The 21,127-nt window shown below is 63.4% G+C and carries 8 protein-coding genes; 4 read left to right on the top strand and 4 right to left on the bottom strand.

All coding sequences use genetic code 11. The features are described 5' to 3' along the window. Positions 1–51: 51 nt before the first annotated feature. From AC1DSN_RS01750 to AC1DSN_RS01765, 4 genes are all read right to left on the bottom strand, one after another. The gene (locus AC1DSN_RS01750) at positions 52–9,873 is read right to left on the bottom strand and encodes a Tc toxin subunit A-related protein (protein WP_477329361.1); all 9,822 of its coding nucleotides are present in this window, start codon (positions 9,871–9,873) and stop codon (positions 52–54) included. Positions 9,874–9,957: 84 nt separating this feature from the next. Next, on the bottom strand, positions 9,958–10,230 hold the full coding sequence (locus AC1DSN_RS01755) for a phosphopantetheine-binding protein (RefSeq protein WP_477297432.1): 273 nt from the start codon (positions 10,228–10,230) through the stop codon (positions 9,958–9,960). 146 nt (positions 10,231–10,376) lie between these two features. After that, a complete protein-coding gene (locus AC1DSN_RS01760; RefSeq protein ID WP_477297433.1) occupies positions 10,377–11,732 on the bottom strand; it encodes a S41 family peptidase in 1,356 nt (451 codons plus the stop codon). A 14-nt stretch (positions 11,733–11,746) separates the two neighbouring features. Continuing rightward, positions 11,747–12,919, bottom strand: a complete 1,173-nt coding sequence (locus AC1DSN_RS01765; protein ID WP_477329363.1) for a murein hydrolase activator EnvC family protein — start codon at positions 12,917–12,919, stop codon at positions 11,747–11,749. A gap of 382 nt (positions 12,920–13,301) precedes the next feature. Between AC1DSN_RS01765 and gltB the strand changes: the two genes are divergently transcribed. The 4 genes from gltB to AC1DSN_RS01785 all read left to right on the top strand — a co-directional run bounded on the left by gltB (position 13,302) and on the right by AC1DSN_RS01785 (position 20,961). Next, positions 13,302–17,753, top strand: coding sequence for a glutamate synthase large subunit (gltB, locus tag AC1DSN_RS01770; protein WP_477329365.1), 4,452 nt, complete (start codon positions 13,302–13,304; stop codon positions 17,751–17,753). Beyond that, positions 17,750–19,186 carry a glutamate synthase subunit beta gene (locus AC1DSN_RS01775; RefSeq protein ID WP_477329367.1) on the top strand — a complete coding sequence of 479 codons (1,437 nt, stop codon included), beginning with the start codon at positions 17,750–17,752 and terminating at the stop codon, positions 19,184–19,186. The genes gltB and AC1DSN_RS01775 overlap by 4 nt, the downstream gene beginning before the upstream one ends. A 92-nt stretch (positions 19,187–19,278) precedes the next feature. After that, the gene (locus AC1DSN_RS01780) at positions 19,279–20,046 is read left to right on the top strand and encodes an NRDE family protein (RefSeq protein WP_213949328.1); all 768 of its coding nucleotides are present in this window, start codon (positions 19,279–19,281) and stop codon (positions 20,044–20,046) included. Between the two features lie 120 nt (positions 20,047–20,166). Then, complete coding sequence (locus AC1DSN_RS01785) at positions 20,167–20,961, top strand: SDR family NAD(P)-dependent oxidoreductase (RefSeq protein ID WP_107915744.1); 795 nt, start codon at positions 20,167–20,169, stop codon at positions 20,959–20,961. The last annotated feature ends 166 nt before the right edge of the window (positions 20,962–21,127 follow it).

Consider the following 21,127-nt stretch of genomic DNA (forward strand, 5'->3'; position numbering starts at 1 on the left):
CCCGCTCAAATACTCCTTCAGGGTGCGGCTGATGGCCGCGCCCTGGGCTGGTCATCGGCTAATGCCGATGTCGATCCGTAGCGACTCCACCACCGGACCCGTCTGAATCCAGACTCTCTGCAGGACTAATCGCCCCGTCCAAAGCTTCCCCGCAGGAAGGTCGGGGTTGTCCGAGGCAAGGTACTCAATGCATAGAGCACTTTCGCCTGAGTTGTCAGCTACGCCACCTGGGGCATAAGCGGAATGGTTTATCCCGAAGGCCGCTTCGCCTGCCCAGGTCAAAGTTCCCCTGAGCTTGAGGGAGTACTTGCGTCCCTTGTCGTCGACCACCGTCGTCCTGAGCTGCGTGGGGGCCGTAGGAAAGCCTGCTAACGATACGGGGCCTTCATCGTCGGAGACCGCGAGGTAACCGGGGCGGAAGCCGATTTCCTTCGTGGCTGGCGGTGTATGGAGAATGGACTGTTTTCCATCCAGGAAATGAAACGCAGTTGACGGAATATCGAGGGAAAGTATGGGGAATTCGACGGCAGATGCTTCCTCGTCGCCGCCATGCAGGGCAACTTTGAGCACGATTCGCAAGACGCTATTGGTGCCGAGTCCGTTGAGGTAGAGGTAAGGAATCGTAACGCTCAGTCCCGCACTGACTTCATCCTTCGTGACGGTTCTTGGCGAAGGAAACAGGTCCAGGTCATTTTTGGAACGATTCTGCTTCGTTCCCTGGCAGCGTAACCAGATGCGCTGACCTTCCTGGATAGTGGGCCACGCCGCTACGGTAAGCGTGCCGCCGCTCGTTGTGTCCCGCCAGTCGAGCGCATTGCGCGCGAGGACCTCGGCAAGCACCGGGCGAGGAAGGTTCGCGATGTTTGCGGTGCTGCCAGACGGTGGCGGCTTTGGGTCGGCAACGGGAGCGGGCTTCGGTGCCACAGCCGGTTTTGGGGTTGGAACCGGAGAGGGTGTGGGTTTCGGTGCCACAGCCGGTTTTGGGGCTGGAGCCGAAGAGGGTGCGGGTTTCGGCGTCGGAGTCGGCGGTGTGGCCGGAGCCGCGTACGTGCAGTTCACCTCGAGCCGAATGGACTCCCGCACCCTCGCTCGCATCCCCGGCACGGCCCAGCTCATGAGATGGACCGTGGTACGTCCCCGATACGTACCGAACGGCAGGTCCGGGTTGTGTTCGGCCCTGACGACGGCGCGCAGTCTTGTGGAATTCTGGTGGTCCCGGCCCTCCGCCTCCGAGGGTTGGTCCCAATAGGTGTCCTTACCGAATCCATCGCTTTGAAACACCCGGCGACGCAGCTGACAACGGATGATCTGCTTCTCTCCGTTGGTGTCCACGACCTGGACGTTCAGAAAGTCTGCAGTCCCGTTCAACGAGAGCGACGTGGACCCTTCCTCGGCGGACATCGCGACGTAGGCGTAGTCGCATGGCAACGAAGGATCGGGAGGGGATTCCAGTTCGGATACCTCATCCATCTTCACGCGCAATGTGGAGCACTTCGGGATATCGAGCATGAGTTCCGGAAACGTGGTCGCTGTGCTCGATGCACCGCTTCCGTCGAGTGACGCCTTGAATACGACCCTTACCTGCGCGTAGTCACCGAGCTCTTCCAGATAGTCATGTGGGATGGTTGCCTCGATGCCTTGCAACACCTCGTCAAGAGTGACGGGTTTGCTGGATGCTCGCAGCGAGCGGGGCACGGAGGTGCCATCCGCTCGTGTTCCCAAACACTGTAGCCAGATCCGCTGGCCGTTACGAATAGAGGGCCAGGGCGCGATCGTAAGGGCCGCACCGTTGGGAACGTCGCGTCGGTCAACGGCGTTCAGGCCACGAGCGTCCAGCGCACGCGGGGTCGGGTAGACGGTGGCGTCGACAGGAACGTCGGTTGGAAGGTCTTCTTTACCGGTCTGAGCGGGGGGTGACACGTCCCCTGTGTCCTTGCCAGGTAGTGACGCGAGCAAGCCGTCCACTTTCTCCTTGAACTCGATGCCACCCCAGGCTGCGGAGTAGTCGAGATGAATTTCTATATCGGCGATCTGGCCGCGGAGGGTCGTGTCGTCAAGAAGATCGAGCTTCCAGGACGAGACGGCGCCGGCACCTTCGAACAAGCCGTAGCGTCCATCCGCGAATTCGTTGCGCAGCGCGATGGTTTCCAGTGGGTCGGCGCCCGGTCGGGGCGACGCGTGCGAGAGCACCATCTGCTGGTCGCCACGCAGGTCGCGCAGGACGGCTTCCGCACTACCTTTGGTTGGGTCGTAAAGCGATTCCACGCCCATGGGATCGGCTCGATACAGAAGCGCGCTGGACGTTTGCGTGAGTACGGCGCGGATCTCCGTATCGGCGTTCAGCTTCGGAGTGGGCACCTTGGGGCTACCCTCCGCCGGCACCAACACGACCGCGAGGTATCGTATCTGGCGAAGGTAGTGACCGGGAAAGTCCTTGTCGAATAACGCTTCGGTCAAATCGAAAGATAGCTTTCCTGTGACCAGTGCGGCGTTCCATTTCTCATCGCCCAACAGGGTCTTGAGCGAAATCGTCTTGTGAATGCCCAGGCGCCGCACGTGGCGCCGTAGGAAGGCGCCCTGCATGACGTGAAGATCGTTCTGCAGAGCCTCGCCGGCGAACATGCCGCGCTGTGCGCCTTCCCATGCGGTGAGCCGTATGTGCCGGCTATCGAAGTCGCCGGTCTCAAGACGATAGCTGGCCTGAGCATCCAGACAGAGGTCGAAGACGGACTGGTAGGTCGAGGCGAACAGCTCGCCGAGGCGACCCAGCATCCAGGTGTAGGTGGATGCGGTGGCGAACCCCGTGGTTTGCACCTCGAATTCGCTACGCAACGCATTGCGTCGCATGATCGCTTCGTTGAGTTCGATCGTCGCCGAATCTGCGCGAGAGGTCTGTTCCTCCATCTGCGAGGCGAGGATGGCGAGGTCGTGTTCAGCCTGAGCCTTTTCGTGCGTCCACTCCTGGTTACGGCGTTCGTAGGCTGCTTCGACCCGGAGGTCTTCGGCAAGCAGGCGGCTGGCTTCGGAGGCGGCGTCTAGCGCATCGCCGATCGCCTGGGGTGCTCCCTCGGGCTCGCTACCACCGAAGGACAAGCCGAAGATATTCGGTAACGATGCCAGCACGCCTTCTGTAGCGAAGGTCGGCAAGCGCGCGAGCTGCAGGGCGACACCAGCAGCCGCCGTCGTCGTGCCGGCGATCTCGATCGCGCTGCGGGTGAACGCAAGCTGCCCCGTCAGATACTGAATCCGCGTCTCTATGGCCTGTTGGCTCAACTGCAGGGTGTTGCGTTCGCGTCTGGCGGTTTCGACCGCCCGTCGCTTCAGCGATATATCGAAATCGGCAAGCGCCACCAGGTTCTTCAGCTGTTCCACTTCCAGCGCGTTATCGGCTTCATGTTCATAGATTCGGAACAGGTATCTGCCCAGATCGGTAAGGCGTTCCACCGCAGACAGCGCCATGGTTATCACGTCACGAAAGCGGTAAGCCGGCATGGTGTGGAGCGATAGTAAGCGCAGGCCACTCGCCGATCCGCGACGACCGCCACTCCATCCGTCTTCCGCATCTTCGTCGCCGTAACCCAGATAGGGAATGAGCACACCGTCGATGGTGCGCCCATGGCGGAGATTCTCGAGTCGGGCCAGTAACAGCGCGCGACGACGCAGCAATGCCTGATCGACCGGCTGGACGAACAGGTCACGCGCAACCACGCCCAGCTTGATCGGTGTCCAGGGACGCGTTTCGGCGGGTTCCTGTAGCGTGCCGATGAGCTGCAGCGCCTTCTGGTAGCAAAGGTTCGCGTCACGCAGGGTGTCGGGAGTCAGCCGCCGGAACTGTTCGTCGCCTTCCTTCCGCCACAGGTCGACCAGGAACGCGTGGATGGCCTTACGGAAGTGAATGGCATTCGCGTAACCCGCCAACTCCGGTGCGTCACCCGTGTTGCGAGCCCCATCAAGGGGGTAGATGAGCGGCAGGCAGTTCCAGAAAGGGATCGGCGCCGTCGTTTCGTTCGCGCTCCCTCGGTAGGGATCGAACAGATAGCGGCTGCACCAGTGCCATGCCTCCGCGTAATGGCCTTTTTCGCGCAGGCTCCAGGCCACCAGCCAGGGCACGTGAAAGAACAGTTCCCAGAAGTACAGGCCGTTGGCACCGCGGAAGTCCACGAATCCACCACTGCCGCCGGCACGCAGCGCGGGTTCGGGCAATGTCTGCGCATCGATCGACAGCGCGGCGTCCACCGAGCGCGTCGCGCGGGCGACGAGCTGCTTGCCGAACAGGGTGTTCAGGCGAATCGGCGGTAGGTTGGACTCGTCGAGGTCAAGGTATTGCGCCTGCGCGCGGTTGCGGCGGATACGAGCGGTGCGTACGCGGTCGTCCGCCGTCAGGGTGTCCGCCTCGGTGAGGTTGGCGAGCGTGTGCGGCGCGGTGAGACGGATCCACTCCTGGTAAGCGTCGCCGGGGGGACTTGTCGTCGGATCGTCCGTAGCGCTGAGGACCAGGCGAAACGTGTAATCGGTCTCGTCGGTATTCACCGGAATGCTCGCCGCGATACGCTTGGTTCCGCGAGTGTGAGCAGCCCATAGCTCGGTCTTGATAACCACACCGGCGCTATTGCCACCGACGAGTTTCTCCAGGTCCGCCATGAGTTCACGATATCGGGGCTGTTCGCTGGCGGCGAAGCGGACAAGCGCGGTGCGAATCTCGGCAGGCAATGCCGCGCGCGTGGTGTCGGGAAGCGAGGCGCCCAACTGACCGACCAGGAGATCGATGAAGGCGTCATGCAGCTCTCGCCGGCGGGTCGCATGCATGGCCTGCAGGAACGGTAACGCGCCTGAGAGCGCGAGTTCGTTCGAGGTGCCGAATTCAATCTTCTCCTTGCGCAGCGCCTTGTAGTAATTGCCCGCAGGGATGCGCCAGGTCTCGGTGAGTGACGGTAGCCATGCGCGCAGGGTGGCGCGGTTCGTCGTTGCCAGCGTGTGCAGGGTTTCTGTCACCTTCGACGGAATGGTCGGGTATCTTTTTTTCAGATCCGCCAGGGCGGCTTCATCGGACGCTGTCTCGCCGGAAAATGGCGTGTTGCCGACCCGGATGAGTTCGGCCTTCATCGAGATGGGGCATTCCTCCAGTAGGGCGCCGCTGAGCACGCAGGGGATGTCGAACTCGGTAAATCCCGGGGATTGGAACGTCAAGAAAGTTGTTTCGGATTCTTCTACCCAGAAGGCTTTTACCTGCGCTGGTAACTTTCTCTTCTCGATCAAATCGGAGAGTGTTGTCTTTATCTGAAGTGATTTTGCCTTCACGTCGAGTGTCGGCATCATGTGCTCGATGATGCGTATCACGAGAGACGACATATCTTCGTTCTTACGCTGGTACCTCTTCAACTCTTCCTTCTTTAGGATATTGAGGTCGATGCTTTCGAACTGGATTTTCTCGCTGTCCCACGATTCGGACGTGATGGACGCCCGAAGAACGCATTCGGCGACTGCGGATTCGCCTGCGGCGTGGTTCGTCCCTCCCTCCCATACAACGAACTTGTTGATAGCGATGACGTGATCGATGGTGATAAGGTCGATGTCGTCGACGGTTCTGACCTCTCCTCGCGGTCCCGCTTTCGGCGACCATACGCCGCCGAAAGTACCGGCGATCTCGATGTGTGTTCCGTCTCTCGTGAGTGCAGCGGTTAGGCCGATACTGTGCTGGCTTCCCATTCGCAGTTTTTCGTTCAGCGCATCGATTCTGGCCTTTGCGGGCTCGGTGGCACGTTCGCCGTCCCGGGCCTTCAATTCGTACTTCGCGCCGATATAGGGATGCTGCACCACACGCGGATCCCGGAAGAGGCTGTACCAGTTGCGAACGAGTTGCTTCTCCAGCGTGCTGCCGGTTTTGTCTCCGTCCAGAAATTTCTCGTCGATCAGGAGCAAGTCACGGACGGCGAGGAAGTAATCCTTTCCGGCTGTCCACTTGCTTGTGTCTTCCGGTGTCGCCCCACTTGCGCTGTCGAACAGCATGGCCACCAGATAGGGATCGGCCTCGCGTTGGCCCTTGCGGTTCTCCATGACGATGAGGCCGGGCTGAAAGCTGCGGGTGAACAGCTTGCTTTCGGGCAGATTGACTACTTTCGCCGGTTCGGAAGCCAACCCTTCCGGCTTCGTTCGTTTACCCTCAGTCCGCCCATCCAGCGTCAGCAGGGTGTTCGACGCGCTCCAGTTGCCGTTGGTGTCCAGGTAGCTGTAGCACACGCGTAACGCGTAGTACGGGCTGACCGTGGTCTCGTTGTCGAAGGAGAGTGCGGTACTGTCTCGCTCCACCCAGACGATATATTTACGACCGTCGATGATAAGCGGCCGAATGGTCTCGATGCTGTCCCGCGAATCGTCCTCGTCGTAGCGGGCGACGGTCAGTGCGGCTGTCGCGGCACGGGCGGCTTTCTGGTCGCTACCTTCGATCTTGGTCTTCAACGCTGCTTCGAGCTCCTTCACGGAGCGTTTGGCAATCTTGGTGCGCGTCAGCGTGCCGTTGATCGGCAGTTCGATCTTCTTCCAGCCGCTCCAGGCGAGCATGCCGGTCTGCTCGTCGTTCGCCTTGACATCCATTCGACCGGATTGCCAGAAATAGTCGTAAGGCTCGATATTCCTGCGGCCGATCAGGTGAAGTTCGTCTTTGGATGGGTCGGTGCCGTCGTGATAGGCGGAGATAATCTGGGTGTTGCTGACCTGTTCGAAATCGGCGAGGTAGGCCAGCAACGTGGTGTCGATGTCGGTGGGGCGTGCCTGGCCCTGGGCCAGTTGGGTCTCCAGATCGAAGAAGGCGCTGGTCTTGCGCTCGCGGTTTGCCGGGTGGATGTAGTTCTCCGGGTAGGCCCGGCGGTCTCTATCTCGCCGCCAGTCGACATAGCGGGAGTGATAGCTACTCCATTTCTGGTTCTCTTGTTTGATATCCGCGTCAGGATTCACGTGTTTCTCGAGACCGCTGAGCAAACGGTGGATATACAGCTGGAGGCTGTCGATGGCGGCGGCCAGTCGCGTCGTTTCGGGTTCGGGGCCAACCTCCAGATCGGTCAGAAGCCACGTGGAAAGTTCATTCGTGTTGGCGAACTTCCGGCCGTCTATGTCGGTCGCTCGCGGTAGGGTCCAGGCGACCATGGCATCGCACCACGCTTTGTTATGCGCTCCCACGATGGCGTCGCGCTCGGCGGCCTCGCAGGTGGCGAGCAACAGCTGACCGGCAGCCTCCACGTCGTCGGTGGAACTTTGCGGTTCAAGACGAGCGAGCGCGAGCAACGCACCGACGGATATCGTCGTTCGTTCGGCGAGTGCCTGCAGGCGAAGTAGCCACCCGATTTGGCTGCTGGTGGTCAGGCTTCCTGCGGTTTTGTCGCCGAGGTTAGCCGCGACCGCCGCCACGGAGGATATGTCGACGCGCAAGAGCGTGGCCAGGCGCGCGGTGGGATCGCCGTTGGTCGTGTCGCGGGCGGTTGCCAGGTAAGCGAGCAGTTCGTCGCGGGCTGGCTCTGGATCGAGGCCGGAGCGAGCGACGACGTTGCTTATCGTGGCGTCCCATTCTGCGAGGCGATAAGCGAGAATCAAGCCAGGGTTCTGGGTATCGGACGGGCGCAGGTCGAAGCGCTCGCGATGTGAACGGATCGCATCGATCGTCGGCGCGTCGACGTTCAGAAGGCAGGCTAGCTTCGCCTGCCGGGCTAGCGTCCCCACCCACGCGAGGGCGCCTTCTTCGGGCGAGTGTCTGTTCCGTAGCAGTCCCACCACCGCGGTGGGCGTGGCGCCAGCCCACCGGGCCAGCGCGGCGCGCAGAAGCGGGTCGGCGATGTCGGGAAGCAAGGACTTGAGGACGTCTCCTAGCAGGCCACGTTGGCCCTCGAGCAACGGGGCGAGGCATTGCGCGACGCGCACCTTGGTTCGCTCGAACTTCTCTCTTATCGTTACCCGGTCAACATCGGTGGTATCCGTCGACGGCTCGAGCGCCGAGTCAATCATCATGTCCAGCGTGTCGCCGTCCATGTCGAACACGGTGTCCTTGAACATGCCACCGCTATCGATCAGTGATGACAGCACTTCGGTCGGGGGGCGTTTGGCATCTTCTGCAAAGGGCATCTCGAGGAAGGCGTCTTGCAGGCGGCTATTCGTTGCGGTATGCGCCAGGAGGGACATCTCGGGAATGCGACGAATCAGGTCGGTCGCCTGAATCGTTTCATGGCTCAGTGCCGTGGTGAGCGATGTGGCGTCGAGGTGGTTCCCACCACGCCCGCCAAGCTGACGAAGCTGACGAAGCCAGTCGGACAGGTTGATCAGGGTGACGATCGCATCGACGATATCGAGCGTCTCGTCGGTGTTCCCGCGGGAGAGCCTCGGCTCCCCGGCGAGCTGGGCAAACAAGCCGGGGTGCGTCTGCTTGAACAGACGCAGCAGCGCCAGACCTTCCTTTTCGTTCAGGCCAAGCCAGCGTGGCACGACGACCATGCGGTGGCAGGCGGAGATGAGTGACAGGTTACGGACGGGGGCCAGGATCTTCCTCGCCTTGGTCGCCCATCTGAGCATGTCTGAGAGCGTGTCGACACCGATAGCCAAGCCGGCGCAAAGGCGCTGCATCGTCGGATCGCTGCTGGCATTGACGAACGGCTCGCCGTCCATGGTGAGTCGTGTAGCCGAACCGGCAAGGTCGCTGCAGCCAGCGCCGGGACGAAACAGTTTGTCGTAGTAAGACGTATCGCGTCCGGTGGCGTAGGGGGATATTTCATGCAGGACGGCTCCGTAGGCGTCCAGGTCCACCCGGCGGCTGTCGCGGAGATGGCAGTAGAGGCCCAGGGCGCGCAAGGCATGGACGTCGATCTGGAAATTCTCGTCGACGCGCTGGGCGCCGAAGATGGCCTGGAGAAGACGATCGAGCGCCGCAAAGGGCAAACCGGTTCCGTTATGCAGGCGGAGCATCGCTTCGATGCGATGGATATGCCCGGTGCTGAGGTTCTTGATGCGTGTGCCCCCTCCTGCCTTCTCGTCTGCACTGAGGCCTAGCGCCGGCGTCCTGCCGTCGTTGACGAAGCGCGCGCCGAAAGCGCTGCTATCGGCTTGTCCGTCGGGTTTACCCTCCGTGCTGACTGTTACCGAGGTGTAGCTACCGGCGTCCGGAGCCTTGGCGACGCCGTTGACGGCAAGCAACTGCCGAAGGCGTTTGCGGTTCAGACCAGTCAGTTTCAGAAACGTTGCCGTATCAGCAAGGTCTGCCACTGTGCTGTTCGCCGGCCACCCCAGGCCCGTCCACAATGCACGGTCGGTCAGCGGCTGAGCTAGCTGTAGCGCCCTGAGTTGCGCCGGCGCGAGCCCTGTGCAGAGGGTAAGCGCGTTACGCATGGAGGCGTTGACGACCGTCCGATGGGAAAAATTGGGATAGTCCTCGTCGGTCTGGCGCAGCAATTGCCAAGGGTGCTGGCGTTTGCTTCGTAGCACCTGGATCACCAGCGCCCAGGCGCGGTCGAAGGGCAGGTGTACCGGCGATGTCGCGGCCGCCAGCACGGCTGCTGCCTTTCGATGGTCGCTATCGGTGGACGTCACCATGGCTTCGAGGCATTCGATGGCCAGGTTGAGGCGGGGCACACGCCGGTTCAGTGCCGGCTCGTCCAGGAGCAGGTCGGGTATATCAGCACGTCGGCTTGCCAGAGGGCTCGAAAGCGGGCTGCCGACCTTCGCTTCAAGTCTGCGCACCATCACCAGGAGTGCATCCGCGTAGGCGAAAGGGCCGAGGCGGCTTTCCAGCGCTTCATCCGGGCAGAGATCGATACCCTGATCGCCGAAAAGGCTTGGGTAGTCGGCGGCGAATGGATGGGGCGCCGGGAGGTTGGTGAGGGGAGTGGACGCAGGCATGGCGAATCCTTTCGCTTTGTGTGGGGTTTGCTTCGCATGACCGACCCTGGTGTGGTCGGTCATGCGGTCGCCGCGCGAGCCGGGCTAGCCTTGTTCCTTGTTCTCGTAGATATAAGCGGCAAGCTCCGCGATCGTCCCCTTCGTCCTCATGTCCTTGGGTAGTGACGCGTTGTAACGCTCAGTGAGCTCGGCGGCAATAATCTTGAGTGCCCTGCTGTCGCTTTGATAGTCCATCAGGTTCGTATCGGCTGTGATGGTCTCGCTAACTTTATCGTTGTCTTCGACATCGAGATCGAGATGCTTGCTGATCGCAAGTTCGACAATCAGGGTCTGAATATCTTGTTTACTCGCACCCATGGTGTGTTACTCCTTTAGCGAATGCATGACTTCCGTCTCAAGGGGCTAGCCGGGAAAGTAGCCCGCCTCCAGCTTGTCGTGCATTGGTCATCCAAAGCCATATCCCCTTGGATGTAGGCGCAACTGGGAAAGGCGAGCGCACACCGCTACTTGCTGCCCGCCTGCCGATTCAGCGCCATTCCTTTCAACACATTCAACGCCTGCGACAACGCGTAATCCTCGATGGCCAGCTTGCCGTCGTCGTCGGATGCGTTCTTGTCGTCCTTGGCAGCCTTCTCGTTAACGAGATGATTCGGCAGGTCCGCCTCCGAACCAATCAGCTGCGGCGCCGTGTCGCTCTTGTTCACCGCAAGATCGGCAAGCGGAATATCCGGCTTGATTCCTTCGGCCTGGATGGATGTACCGTTGGGCGTGTAGTAACGCGCTGTAGTGATCTTGACGGCATGATCCTGATCCAGCGGCAGCACGGTCTGCACCACGCCTTTGCCGAAGGTGCGACGGCCCATGATCAGTGCACGATGGTTGTCTTTCAGTGCGCCGGAAACGATCTCCGCTGCGGAAGCCGTGCCGTTGTCGGTGAGGATCACCATCGGTGCGCCCTTGAGCAGGTCGCCAGGGTGCGCGTCGAAGTTGAGGTTCGCGTCCTGCAGGCGACCCTTCGTCGTCACGATGACGCCGGAGTCGAGGAACGCGTCCGCCACCGCGACGGCGGTGGTGAGCAGGCCGCCCGGATTCGAGCGGAGGTCGAGAACGGCGCCTCGGGGTGCGCCGTTCTTCTTGATGAAGTCGGCGAGCTTCTTGTCCATGTCCGTCGCCGTGTCTTCCTGGAACTGGCTCAGGCGAATATAGACGTAGCCCGGATCGAGCTGGCGCACCTTCACGCTGGTGACGGCGATGCGCTCGCGCACCAGCGGCATGTCGATCGGCTTGTCCGACTTCTCATGCAGGATGGTGAGGGTGATCTTGCTGCCGGGGTCGCCGCGAAGCTTCTTGAACGCTTCGTCGATGTTCTGGCTGTCGACGACCATGCCATCGACCTTGAGGATCGTGTCGCCGGGCTTGATGCCGGCGCGAGAGGCGGGCGTGTCGTCGATCGGCGAGACGATCTTCAGGTTGCCGTCCACCTGGAGCACCTCGATGCCGAGGCCGCCGTACTGACCGGTGGTGTCCTCGTCGAGTTCGTCGAGGCCTTCCTTGTCCAGGTACTCGCTGTGCGGGTCCAGATTCTGCAACATGCCGCTGATCGCGGCCTTCATGATGGTCTTGTTGTCGAGCTTCTCGACGTACGCCTGGCGCACGATCTGGTAGACCCGCGTGAAGTTGCGGATGTCGTCCAGGTCGACGGTGTCGTCCGCTTGGGCGGCCACCGCCGCTGCGGATGTCGAGGACGCTGCAGGAGCATCGGGTTGTTTGAGTGGCTTTTGCTGGGCCTGGGCGGCGGGTATCGCCACCACGGTGCCGAGGGCAAGCGCGAGGGCGAAACGAAGGGGGTGCTGGCGCATGCCTGTCTCCGGGGTCAATGCCGTTTACCGAGCCAGCCGCGCGCATCGATGGGCTTGCCACCCTGGCGCAGCTCGAAATAGGCGCCGTTGTCACCGGCGGGCGCCGCGGCCGTACCGACGGTTTCGCCAGCCTCGACCATGTCGCCCACGCCGTGCAGCAGCGTTTCGTTGTTGCCGTACATACTCATGAAGCCGTTGCCGTGGTTCACGATGATCATCATGCCGTAGCCGCGCAGGAAGTTCGCGAAGACGACGCGGCCACGCGCTACGGCCTTCACTTCGCTGCCGCGCGCCGCGACGATGATCACACCGCTGCCGTAGGCGTGCACCGGACCGTTGGTCGGCCAGGGCAGGTTGCCGCGAAGGTTGCCCATGGGTGCGGCGGCAGGCGCGCCCTTCGGCGTGGGAGCGGGCTCGGCGGCCTTGGCCGCTTCGTCGATCACCTTCTGCAGCCGGGCGACCAGGGCATTCATGTCCTGCTCGTTCTGCTTGAGCGCGGCGATGCGCTGGGCCTGGTCCTTGTATTTGGAATCCGCCTCGACCACCAGTTTCTGTTGCTCGCTGCGTTGCCTTTCCAGTTCGCCGGTGCGCTTTTCGCGTTCGGCCCGGGTCGCCTCGAGCTTGTCCTGCTCGGCGGTGATGGCGGTTTCGACCTCCTGCAGGCGGGAAAGATCCGCGAGCAGGCCACGGATGCGCTCGACCCGGTTCTCCTGGAAGTAGCGGGAGTAGGCGAGGGCGCGGGAAATGCGGTTGACGTCTTCGTCGCCGAGAAGGAGTTGGAGGTCGGATCCGCGGCCGAGGGTGTACGTGGCCCGGAGCAGGTCGCTCAGGGCGCCCTTCTGCTGGTCGAGGCCGGCCTGCATCCCGGCCCGTTGGTCGTTCAGTTGGGCGAGGTCGCGCTTGCGCGCTTCCAGCTCCGTATCCGTTTCACGAACGGCCTTGGCTGCGGCCGAGACCTGCTCGGCCTGCCTGGCCAGGGCGGCATTCGCGCTGTCCCGGGCGTTGGCGGTGTCCCGCTGGTCCTTGGTCAGGCCCTCGATCTCCTTGCGCACCCCGTCGAGCTTCTGCCGGGCGTCGTCCTGCTCGGACCGGGTCTTGGCGTCCTGTGCAGCGAAGGCGGGCGGTAAGGGAGCCGTGGCGAGCAGGATGAGGGTCAGGAGGAGGGGGAGGCGAGGGAGTGGGCGCATCCGGCGATTATTACCTATACGGTGGTGGGGCCGCCTGCCGGCGGTTCGCCGATGAATCGGCTCGTACGGGGCAGGGCCCGGTCCGGCCCATTCGTCGGGTTGCTGGCCTCGCCGTGGCTTGGCAGGAGCCGATTCATCGGCGATGGCTGGTATGGCCCTCAACCCGCCCCGTAGCCCGTTTCCACGAAGTGGTCTCGGCACACGCGACGTAAGAATTCCGTTCGCTTTCCGTTTGGACGTCTGAACGCTTTGACGCAGCGCGACAAATATGACTAAAGTGGGCCGCAAGCCCCTTCGCGTGCACGTGATGGTCGACCGTTCCAGGTCGCGGGGCCACGTGCTCGCCAGATTTCCCAGCACAACCTTATGCCCCAGGAGGCGGATGGTGAAGCAAGGCACTCCGCGCCTCTACGACGAGGCGTTCGAACACGACAGCTGCGGCTTCGGCATCGTTGCGCAGATAGACGGCCATGCCAGTTCGGCACTGGTCGATACCGCCTTTTCGGCACTCGCCAAACTTTCGCATCGCGGCGGTGTGAACGCGGACGGCATCAGCGGCGACGGGTGCGGCGTACTGATTCGCCGGCCGGTGGAATGGCTGCGCGCGCTCGCGCGGGAATCCGGCATCACGCTGGCTACGCACTTCGCTGCCGGCGTTGTCTTTCTCGATCCCGAAGGCGACGGCAGTGCTGCCGGCATACTCGAGGCCGAACTCGCCTCCGTGAATCTTCACGTGGCCGGCTGGCGCGATGTCGCCGTCGATACGGCGGCCTGCGGACCGCTAGCGGCCTCGTCCATGCCGCGCGTACGGCAGATTTTCGTCGATGCACCGGGCGACCTCACGACGGCGCAGTTCGAAGCTAAGCTATTCCACGCGCGTCGTCGTGCGGAGCTCGCGCTTGCCGGCGACACGCAGTTCTACGTGGTGTCGCTTTCGGGCGAGGTCGTCGGTTACAAGGCCATGGCCGCTCCCGGGCACCTGCGGGATGTCTACCCCGACCTGAAGCACCCGGCGCTCGTTGCCGACGCCGTGGTCTTCCACCAGCGCTTCTCGACCAATACCTCGCCGCAGTGGCGCCTTGCGCAGCCGTTCCGCCTGCTCGCGCATAACGGCGAAATCAACACCATCCGCGCGAATCGTCGCTGGATGCAGGCCCGCACGTCCGTCATGCGTTCTGAGCTGGTCGACCTCTCGGACATCGGTCCGCTGGTGCGGCAGAGCGGCTCGGACTCTGAGAGCCTCGATAACGCACTCGAAGTGCTGCTCATGGGCGGCATGGACCTGCTCACGGCGATGCGCGTGCTCGTGCCGCCGGCGTATTCGGCGCGCGAAGACATCGACGAAGACCTCGCCGCGTTCTATGAGTACTACGCGCTGCACAGCGAGCCATGGGATGGCCCGGCGGGCCTGGTCATGTGCGACGGCCGCTATGCCGCCTGCACGCTCGACCGCAACGGCTTGCGTCCGGCGCGTTGGGCACTCTCCGACGACAACCATCTCATCGTCGCTTCAGAAGCGGGCCTGTGGGATGTCCCGTCGGCTCGCATCGTTGCCAAGGGACGCCTTGCGCCGGGCGAGATGATCGCCGTGGATTTTCGCGAGCACCGACTCCTGCGTGATGCCGACATCGATGCGATCAATCGCCAGCGCGCGCCGTTCCGCGACTGGCTGCGCGATGGTGTCACCTATCTGGAATCCGATCTCATCGATCCCAGTCTCGCCGCCGAGCCGCTGCCTGCCGAGGAGCTGCGTCGCTACCAGAAGCTCTTCGGCCTCTCGCGCGAAGAATGCGAGTCGGTGCTGAAGGTGCTCGCCGAGACCGAAGCGGAAGCCACCGGCTCCATGGGCGACGACACGCCGATGGCCGTGCTGTCGCGACAGATCCGTCCGTTGTTCGATCGTTTCCGCCAGGGCTTCGCGCAGGTGACCAACCCGCCGATCGACCCCCTGCGCGAGCGCCTGGTCATGTCGCTCGTGACCCAGATCGGGCAGGAGCGGAACATTTTCGATCTCGGTCCCGAGAACGCGAAGCAGATCCTGCTCAATTCACCGATCCTTTCGCAGCGCAAGCTGCGCCAGATCCTCGCGAACGCGGAGTATGCGGACACGCCGCGTTTCGACCTGATGTACGGCGCCGACGAGACGCTGGAACAGGCGCTTCTGCGTATCTGCGACGCCGTCGAAACGGCCGTGCGCGGCGGCGTGAAGATCGTCTTCCTGAGCGACCGCTATCCCCGTCGCGACCTGCTGCCGATCCACTCGCTGCTGGCGACGGGTGCCGTGCATGCGCGTCTGGTCGATCGTGGCCTGCGATGTCAATGCAACATCATGGTCGAGACGGCGACGCCGCGCGACCCTCACCACTTCGCCTGCCTGCTCGGCTTCGGCGCCACGGCGATCTATCCCTGGCTGGCCTATCAGAGCCTGTTCGACATGGGCCGCAGCGGACACATCCGCAACGGCGAAGGCGCGCCGCGGGAGATCGGTCGCAACTACCGTCGCGGCATCCGCAAGGGCCTGCTGAAGATCCTCTCGAAGATGGGTATCTCCACCGTCGCGGGCTACCGCGGTGCGCAGCTTTTCGAGATCGTCGGCCTGTCGCGCGACGTCGTGGATATCTGCTTCCCCGGCACGCCGTCGCGCATCGGCGGTTCGACCTTCGACGATCTCGAGAAAGAGCAGCGCCTTCTTGCCGCCGAAGCCTGGGATGAAGCGCACGCGCTTCGCGCAGGCGGGCTGTTCAAATACGTGCATGGCGGCGAGTTCCACATGTACAACCCGGACGTGATCGCCAGCCTGCAAGTGGCGGTGCGCACGGGTGACTGGGACGACTATGCGAAGTACGCGCACTACGTGGATGCGCGTCCGCCCTCGGCGTTGCGCGACTTGCTCGTGCCACGTGAAGGTACACCTGTCCCGCTCGACGAGGTCGAGCCGGTGGAAAGTATCCTCAAGCGCTTCGACTCGGCCGGTATGTCGCTGGGCGCCTTGTCGCCGGAGGCGCATGAAGCGCTCGCCATCGCGATGAATCGTCTCGGTGCGCGCAGCAATTCCGGCGAGGGTGGTGAAGATCCCGCCCGTTACGGCACCGACCGCGCGTCGAAGATCAAGCAGGTTGCCTCGGGTCGCTTCGGGGTGACGCCGACCTACCTGGTCAATGCCGAAGTGCTGCAGATCAAGATCGCCCAGGGCGCCAAGCCGGGCGAGGGCGGTCAGCTGCCCGGCCACAAGGTGGACGCGACCATCGCCCGCCTGCGTTACGCCAAGCCGGGTATCGGCCTGATTTCACCGCCGCCACATCACGACATCTATTCCATCGAAGATCTTGCCCAGCTCATTCACGACCTCAAGGAAGTGAACCCGAAAGCACTCATCTCGGTGAAACTCGTCTCGCACGCGGGTGTGGGTACCGTCGCCGCCGGTGTCGTGAAGGCCGGCGCGGACCTGATCACGGTGTCGGGCCACGACGGTGGCACGGGTGCAAGCCCGCTCACCTCCATCAAATATGCCGGCACGCCGTGGGAACTCGGTCTCGCCGAAACACAACAGACGCTGCGCCTCAACGACCTGCGTGGACGTGTTCGCCTGCAAACCGATGGCGGGCTCAAGACCGGCCTGGACGTGATCAAGGCGGCCATGCTCGGTGCGGAGAGCTTCGGCTTCGGCACGGGCCCGATGGTGGCGCTGGGCTGCAAGTACCTGCGTATCTGCCATCTCAACAACTGCGCCACCGGCGTCGCGACGCAGCACCCCGTGCTGCGTCAGAAGCACTTCCTCGGCTTGCCGGACATGGTGATGAACTACTTCCGCTTCGTCGCGGAAGACGTGCGTCGCCATCTCGCGCGCCTGGGCGTGCGCACGCTTGAAGAACTCGTCGGCCAGAGTGGCCGCCTCGAGCAGCGCGATGGCGTGACGGCCGTACAGGACCGCCTCGACCTCTCGCCTCTCATCGCCGAGGACGGCATGGGCGAGAAGGTCGACTTCGCCTGCACGTTCGCACGTAATCCCATGCGCGATCCCGCCACGCTGGCCAGCCGCATCTCGGCCGATACGCGTGCCGTGGTCGCCGACGCGCTCGGCGGCACATTTCGCTACGACATCGCGAACACGGACCGCGCCATCGGCGCACGCCTTTCCGGGGACGTTGCGCGTCGCTGGGGCGATGTCGGCATGGTCGAGAAGCCGGTTCACCTGCACCTGACCGGTTCGGCCGGCCAGAGCCTCGGTGCATGGAACGCATCCGGCGTGCATATCGACCTGACGGGCGAAGCCAACGATGGTGTGGGCAAGGGGATGGCCGGTGGTCGTCTCATCATCCGGCCACCGGCGGACTCACCGTTCGCCAGCCAGGAAGCGTCGATCATCGGCAATACCTGCCTCTATGGCGCTACCGGCGGCGAGCTGTTTGCCGCCGGGCAGGCCGGTGAACGTTTCGCCGTGCGCAACTCCGGTGCGCTGGCTGTCGTCGAAGGCGCAGGCGATCATTGCTGCGAGTACATGACCGGCGGCGTCGTCGCGGTGCTGGGTCGCACCGGTCTCAACTTCGGCGCCGGCATGACGGGTGGCTTCGCTTATGTGCTCGACACCGAGCGCAACTTCGTCGACTGCTACAACCACGAACTCGTCGACATCGTGCGCATTTCGCACGAAGGCATGGAACATTACATGCAGCACCTGCGCCAGCTCATCGCCCGCCACGCCGAACTCACCGACTCCGCGTGGGGGCGCAAGGTCCTTGGCGATTTCCGCGGCCTGCTGCAGCGCTTCTGGCTGGTGAAACCGAAAGCCGCCAGCCTCGATGCCCTGGCCGAAGAACTCCGGAGTGCCGCATGAGCGCGAAGGACTTCCGTTTCCTCGAGGTACCCCGGCAGACACCGCGCACCGTGCCCGTGGCGGTACGCGTACTCGGCTACGGCGAAATCTCCGGTGAGTTCGCGCCGTCGGAGGCCGCCTCGCAATCGGAGCGCTGCATCGATTGCGGCAACCCGTATTGCGAGCACGCCTGTCCGGTGCACAACTACATTCCGAACTGGTTGAAGCTGGTCCAGGACGGCCGCCTGTTCGAAGCCGCGACGCTCATGCACGAAACCAACCCGCTGCCCGAGATCTGCGGCCGCGTATGCCCGCAGGATCGTCTGTGCGAAGGCGCGTGCACGCTGGAGCAGGGTGATTTCGGTGCTGTAACGATCGGCAGCGTTGAAAAATGGGTCACTGACGAAGCGATTCGCCAGGGCTGGCGTCCTGATCTTTCGCGCGTCCGCGAAACCGGTCAGCGCGTCGCCATCGTGGGTGCCGGTCCGGCGGGCCTGTCCTGTGCCGACCGTTTGCGCCGTGCGGGTATCGCTGCGGATGTCTACGACAGCCAGCACGAAATTGGTGGCCTGCTCACCTTCGGTATCCCGCCCTTCAAGCTGGACAAATCCGTCGTGCGCACGCGGCGCATGGTGCTCGAGGGCATGGGCGTGCGTTTCCATCTCGGCGTAGAGATCGGCCGGGACATCGCCTTTGACGAATTGCTCGCCGACTACGATGCCGTGTTCGTCGGCACGGGTGCCTACACCTATGTCGATGGCCAGCTCGAGGGGCGCGACCTCGGCGGCGTGCACGATGCGCTGCCCTTCCTCATTGCCAATGTCGAACGCCTGCTGCGCGACGAAGAACCGGCACCGGGCTATGACCTTGCCGGGAAACATGTCGTCGTACTCGGCGGCGGCGACACCGGCATGGACTGCAATCGCACGGCGATCCGCCTCGGCGCCGCTTCGGTCACCTGCGTTTATCGTCGCGACGAATCCAGCATGCCCGGCTCGCGGCGCGAAGTGGGTTACAGCCGTGAGGAAGGCGTGCGCTTCCTGTTCCAGCAGCAGCCCATCGCGCTGGTCGGCGAAGGCGGCAAGGTCACCGCGGTTCGCGTGGTCGAGACACAGCTTGTCGACGATGGCGATGGACGCCCGCGTCCACGCAACGTCGAAGGCAGCGAAACCGACCTGCGTGCCGACGTGGTGATCCAGGCCTTCGGCTTCCAGCCGAGCCCGCCTGACTGGTGCGATACCTTCGGTGTGGAGCGCGATCGCAGTGGTCGCATCGTCGCCGGTGGCGAGGGTCGCTTGCCCTTGCAGACCAGCAATCCGCGCATCTTTGCCGGTGGCGATAATGTGCGTGGCGCCGACCTCGTGGTGCGCGCCGTCTATGACGGACGTGAAGCGGCCGGGTCGATCGCGCTGATGCTGGCGAATGCGAAGCTGGCGTTGAAGGTGGCGGTCTGATCGACCGCCCGGAGGCCGAGCCGTTTCTGCAAAACCTTGCGGCAGCGGGTAGGGCACAATAGGTCCATGCTCCTCCGGGCCACTCCCCACCCATGTGCCTGATCGCCTTCGCCTGGCATGTCCATCCGCGCTGGCGGCTGGTGCTTGTCGGCAATCGCGACGAGTTCCACGCGCGTCCGACGGAGCCGCTCGCCCCGTGGGTTGAAGCACCCGATGTGATCGCCGGGCGCGATCTCGAAGCCGGTGGCACCTGGGCAGGCGTGGCGCCGCATGGCCGCGTCAGCGTCATCACCAACGTGCGCGACATGACGGCGGACCACAGCGGGCTGTCGCGTGGGCTGTTGGTGGCGGACTACCTCGGCTCCAACGTGCCAGCCCGCGCCCACGCGATCGAACTGATGTCCAGCGCCAAAGGCTACCGCCCCTTCAACCTGCTGACCTTCGACCACGACGATGCCTATTACCTGGGCAATCATCCGAACGCCCGGGCGCAGCGGGTCGAGCCGGGCGTGCACGGCCTGAGTAATGCGGACTTCAACGCCCCCTGGCCGAAGACGCAGGCCCTGGTCGAGCACCTCACGACCTGGGTGGCCAACGACACGGAGACCGATGTCGATGCGCTATTCCAACTGGTTGCCGACCAGGGTGCGTGGCCGGACGATGTCCTCCCCGATACAGGCGTCGGCATCGAACGCGAGCGATTCCTTTCCAGCGCCTTCATCGTCGGTGAGACCTATGGCACCCGCGCCAGCACGGTCATCCTGGTCGATCACGACGATAGCGCGGTGATCGCGGAGCGCCGGTTCGGCCCCCACGGCGTACCGCAGGGCGAGACCCGCTACGACGTCGCCCGCGCCTGACCGACGCGGTTGTTGGCGTAGAAGCGAGAGTCTTTTGCCTGAAGGGCGATTGATCCACACCCTGCCAGCCCCGACGATGAGTGGGTCAGACATCCATTCCCCCTCTTTCGGAGCTTTCCCATGAACATCGATCTCAGCAAGCGCAGCGCCATCGTCAGCGGTTCCACCGCCGGTATCGGTCTGGCCATTGCCACGGGTCTCGCGGCCGCCGGCGCCGAAGTGGTCGTCACCGGTCGTACCCAGGCCCGCGTGGACGAAGCCCTCGCCACCATCCGCAAGGACGTACCCAACGCGAAGCTCAAGGGTGTCGCTGCCGATCTGGGCACGGCCGAGGGCGCCGCCACGCTGATCAAAGCCGTGCCGGAGACCGATATCCTGGTCAACAACCTCGGCATCTTCGAACCCAAGGGCTTCTTCGACATCGACGACGCGGAGTGGACGCGCTTTTTCGAAGTGAACGTGAACTCGGGCGTGCGCCTCTCGCGTCACTACGCCAAGGGCATGGCCGAGCGCGGCTGGGGCCGCGTGCAGTTCATCTCCAGCGAGTCCGCCGTGCAGGTGCCGGCCGAAATGGTCCACTACGGCGTGACCAAGACGGCGCAACTGGGTGTCTCGCGCGGCCTGGCCGAGGTGATGTCGGGCACCGGCGTGACGGTTAACGCGATCCTTCCCGGTCCGACCCTGTCCGAGGGCGTCAGCGAATTCTTCGGCAAGATTGCCAAGGACCAGGGCAAGTCGCTGGAAGAGGTCGAGCGTGACTTCATCCAGACCCACCGCCCCACGTCGCTGATCAAGCGCCTTCTGAGCGTTGAGGAAGTGGCCAACGTGTCGGTGTACCTGGCCTCGGAGCAGGCGTCAGGCACGACAGGCGCGGCGATCCGCGTCGACGGCGGCGTGACCCGCTCGATTATCTGAACGCGCGCACCGATCGCCAGGGACGGCGATTGACAATAATGGACGTGACACCTAGATTGCCGCGATAGCCGACCTGGGATCGGCGCACAGGATCAAGGAATGTTCAGTGCTATCGCGGCGTTCGTCATCGCCTGCCTCATGCCGTCCTTCGGGCGGTGGTACGCGA

It is taken from the genome of Luteibacter sp. P4_D7_3 (genome assembly GCF_056401735.1).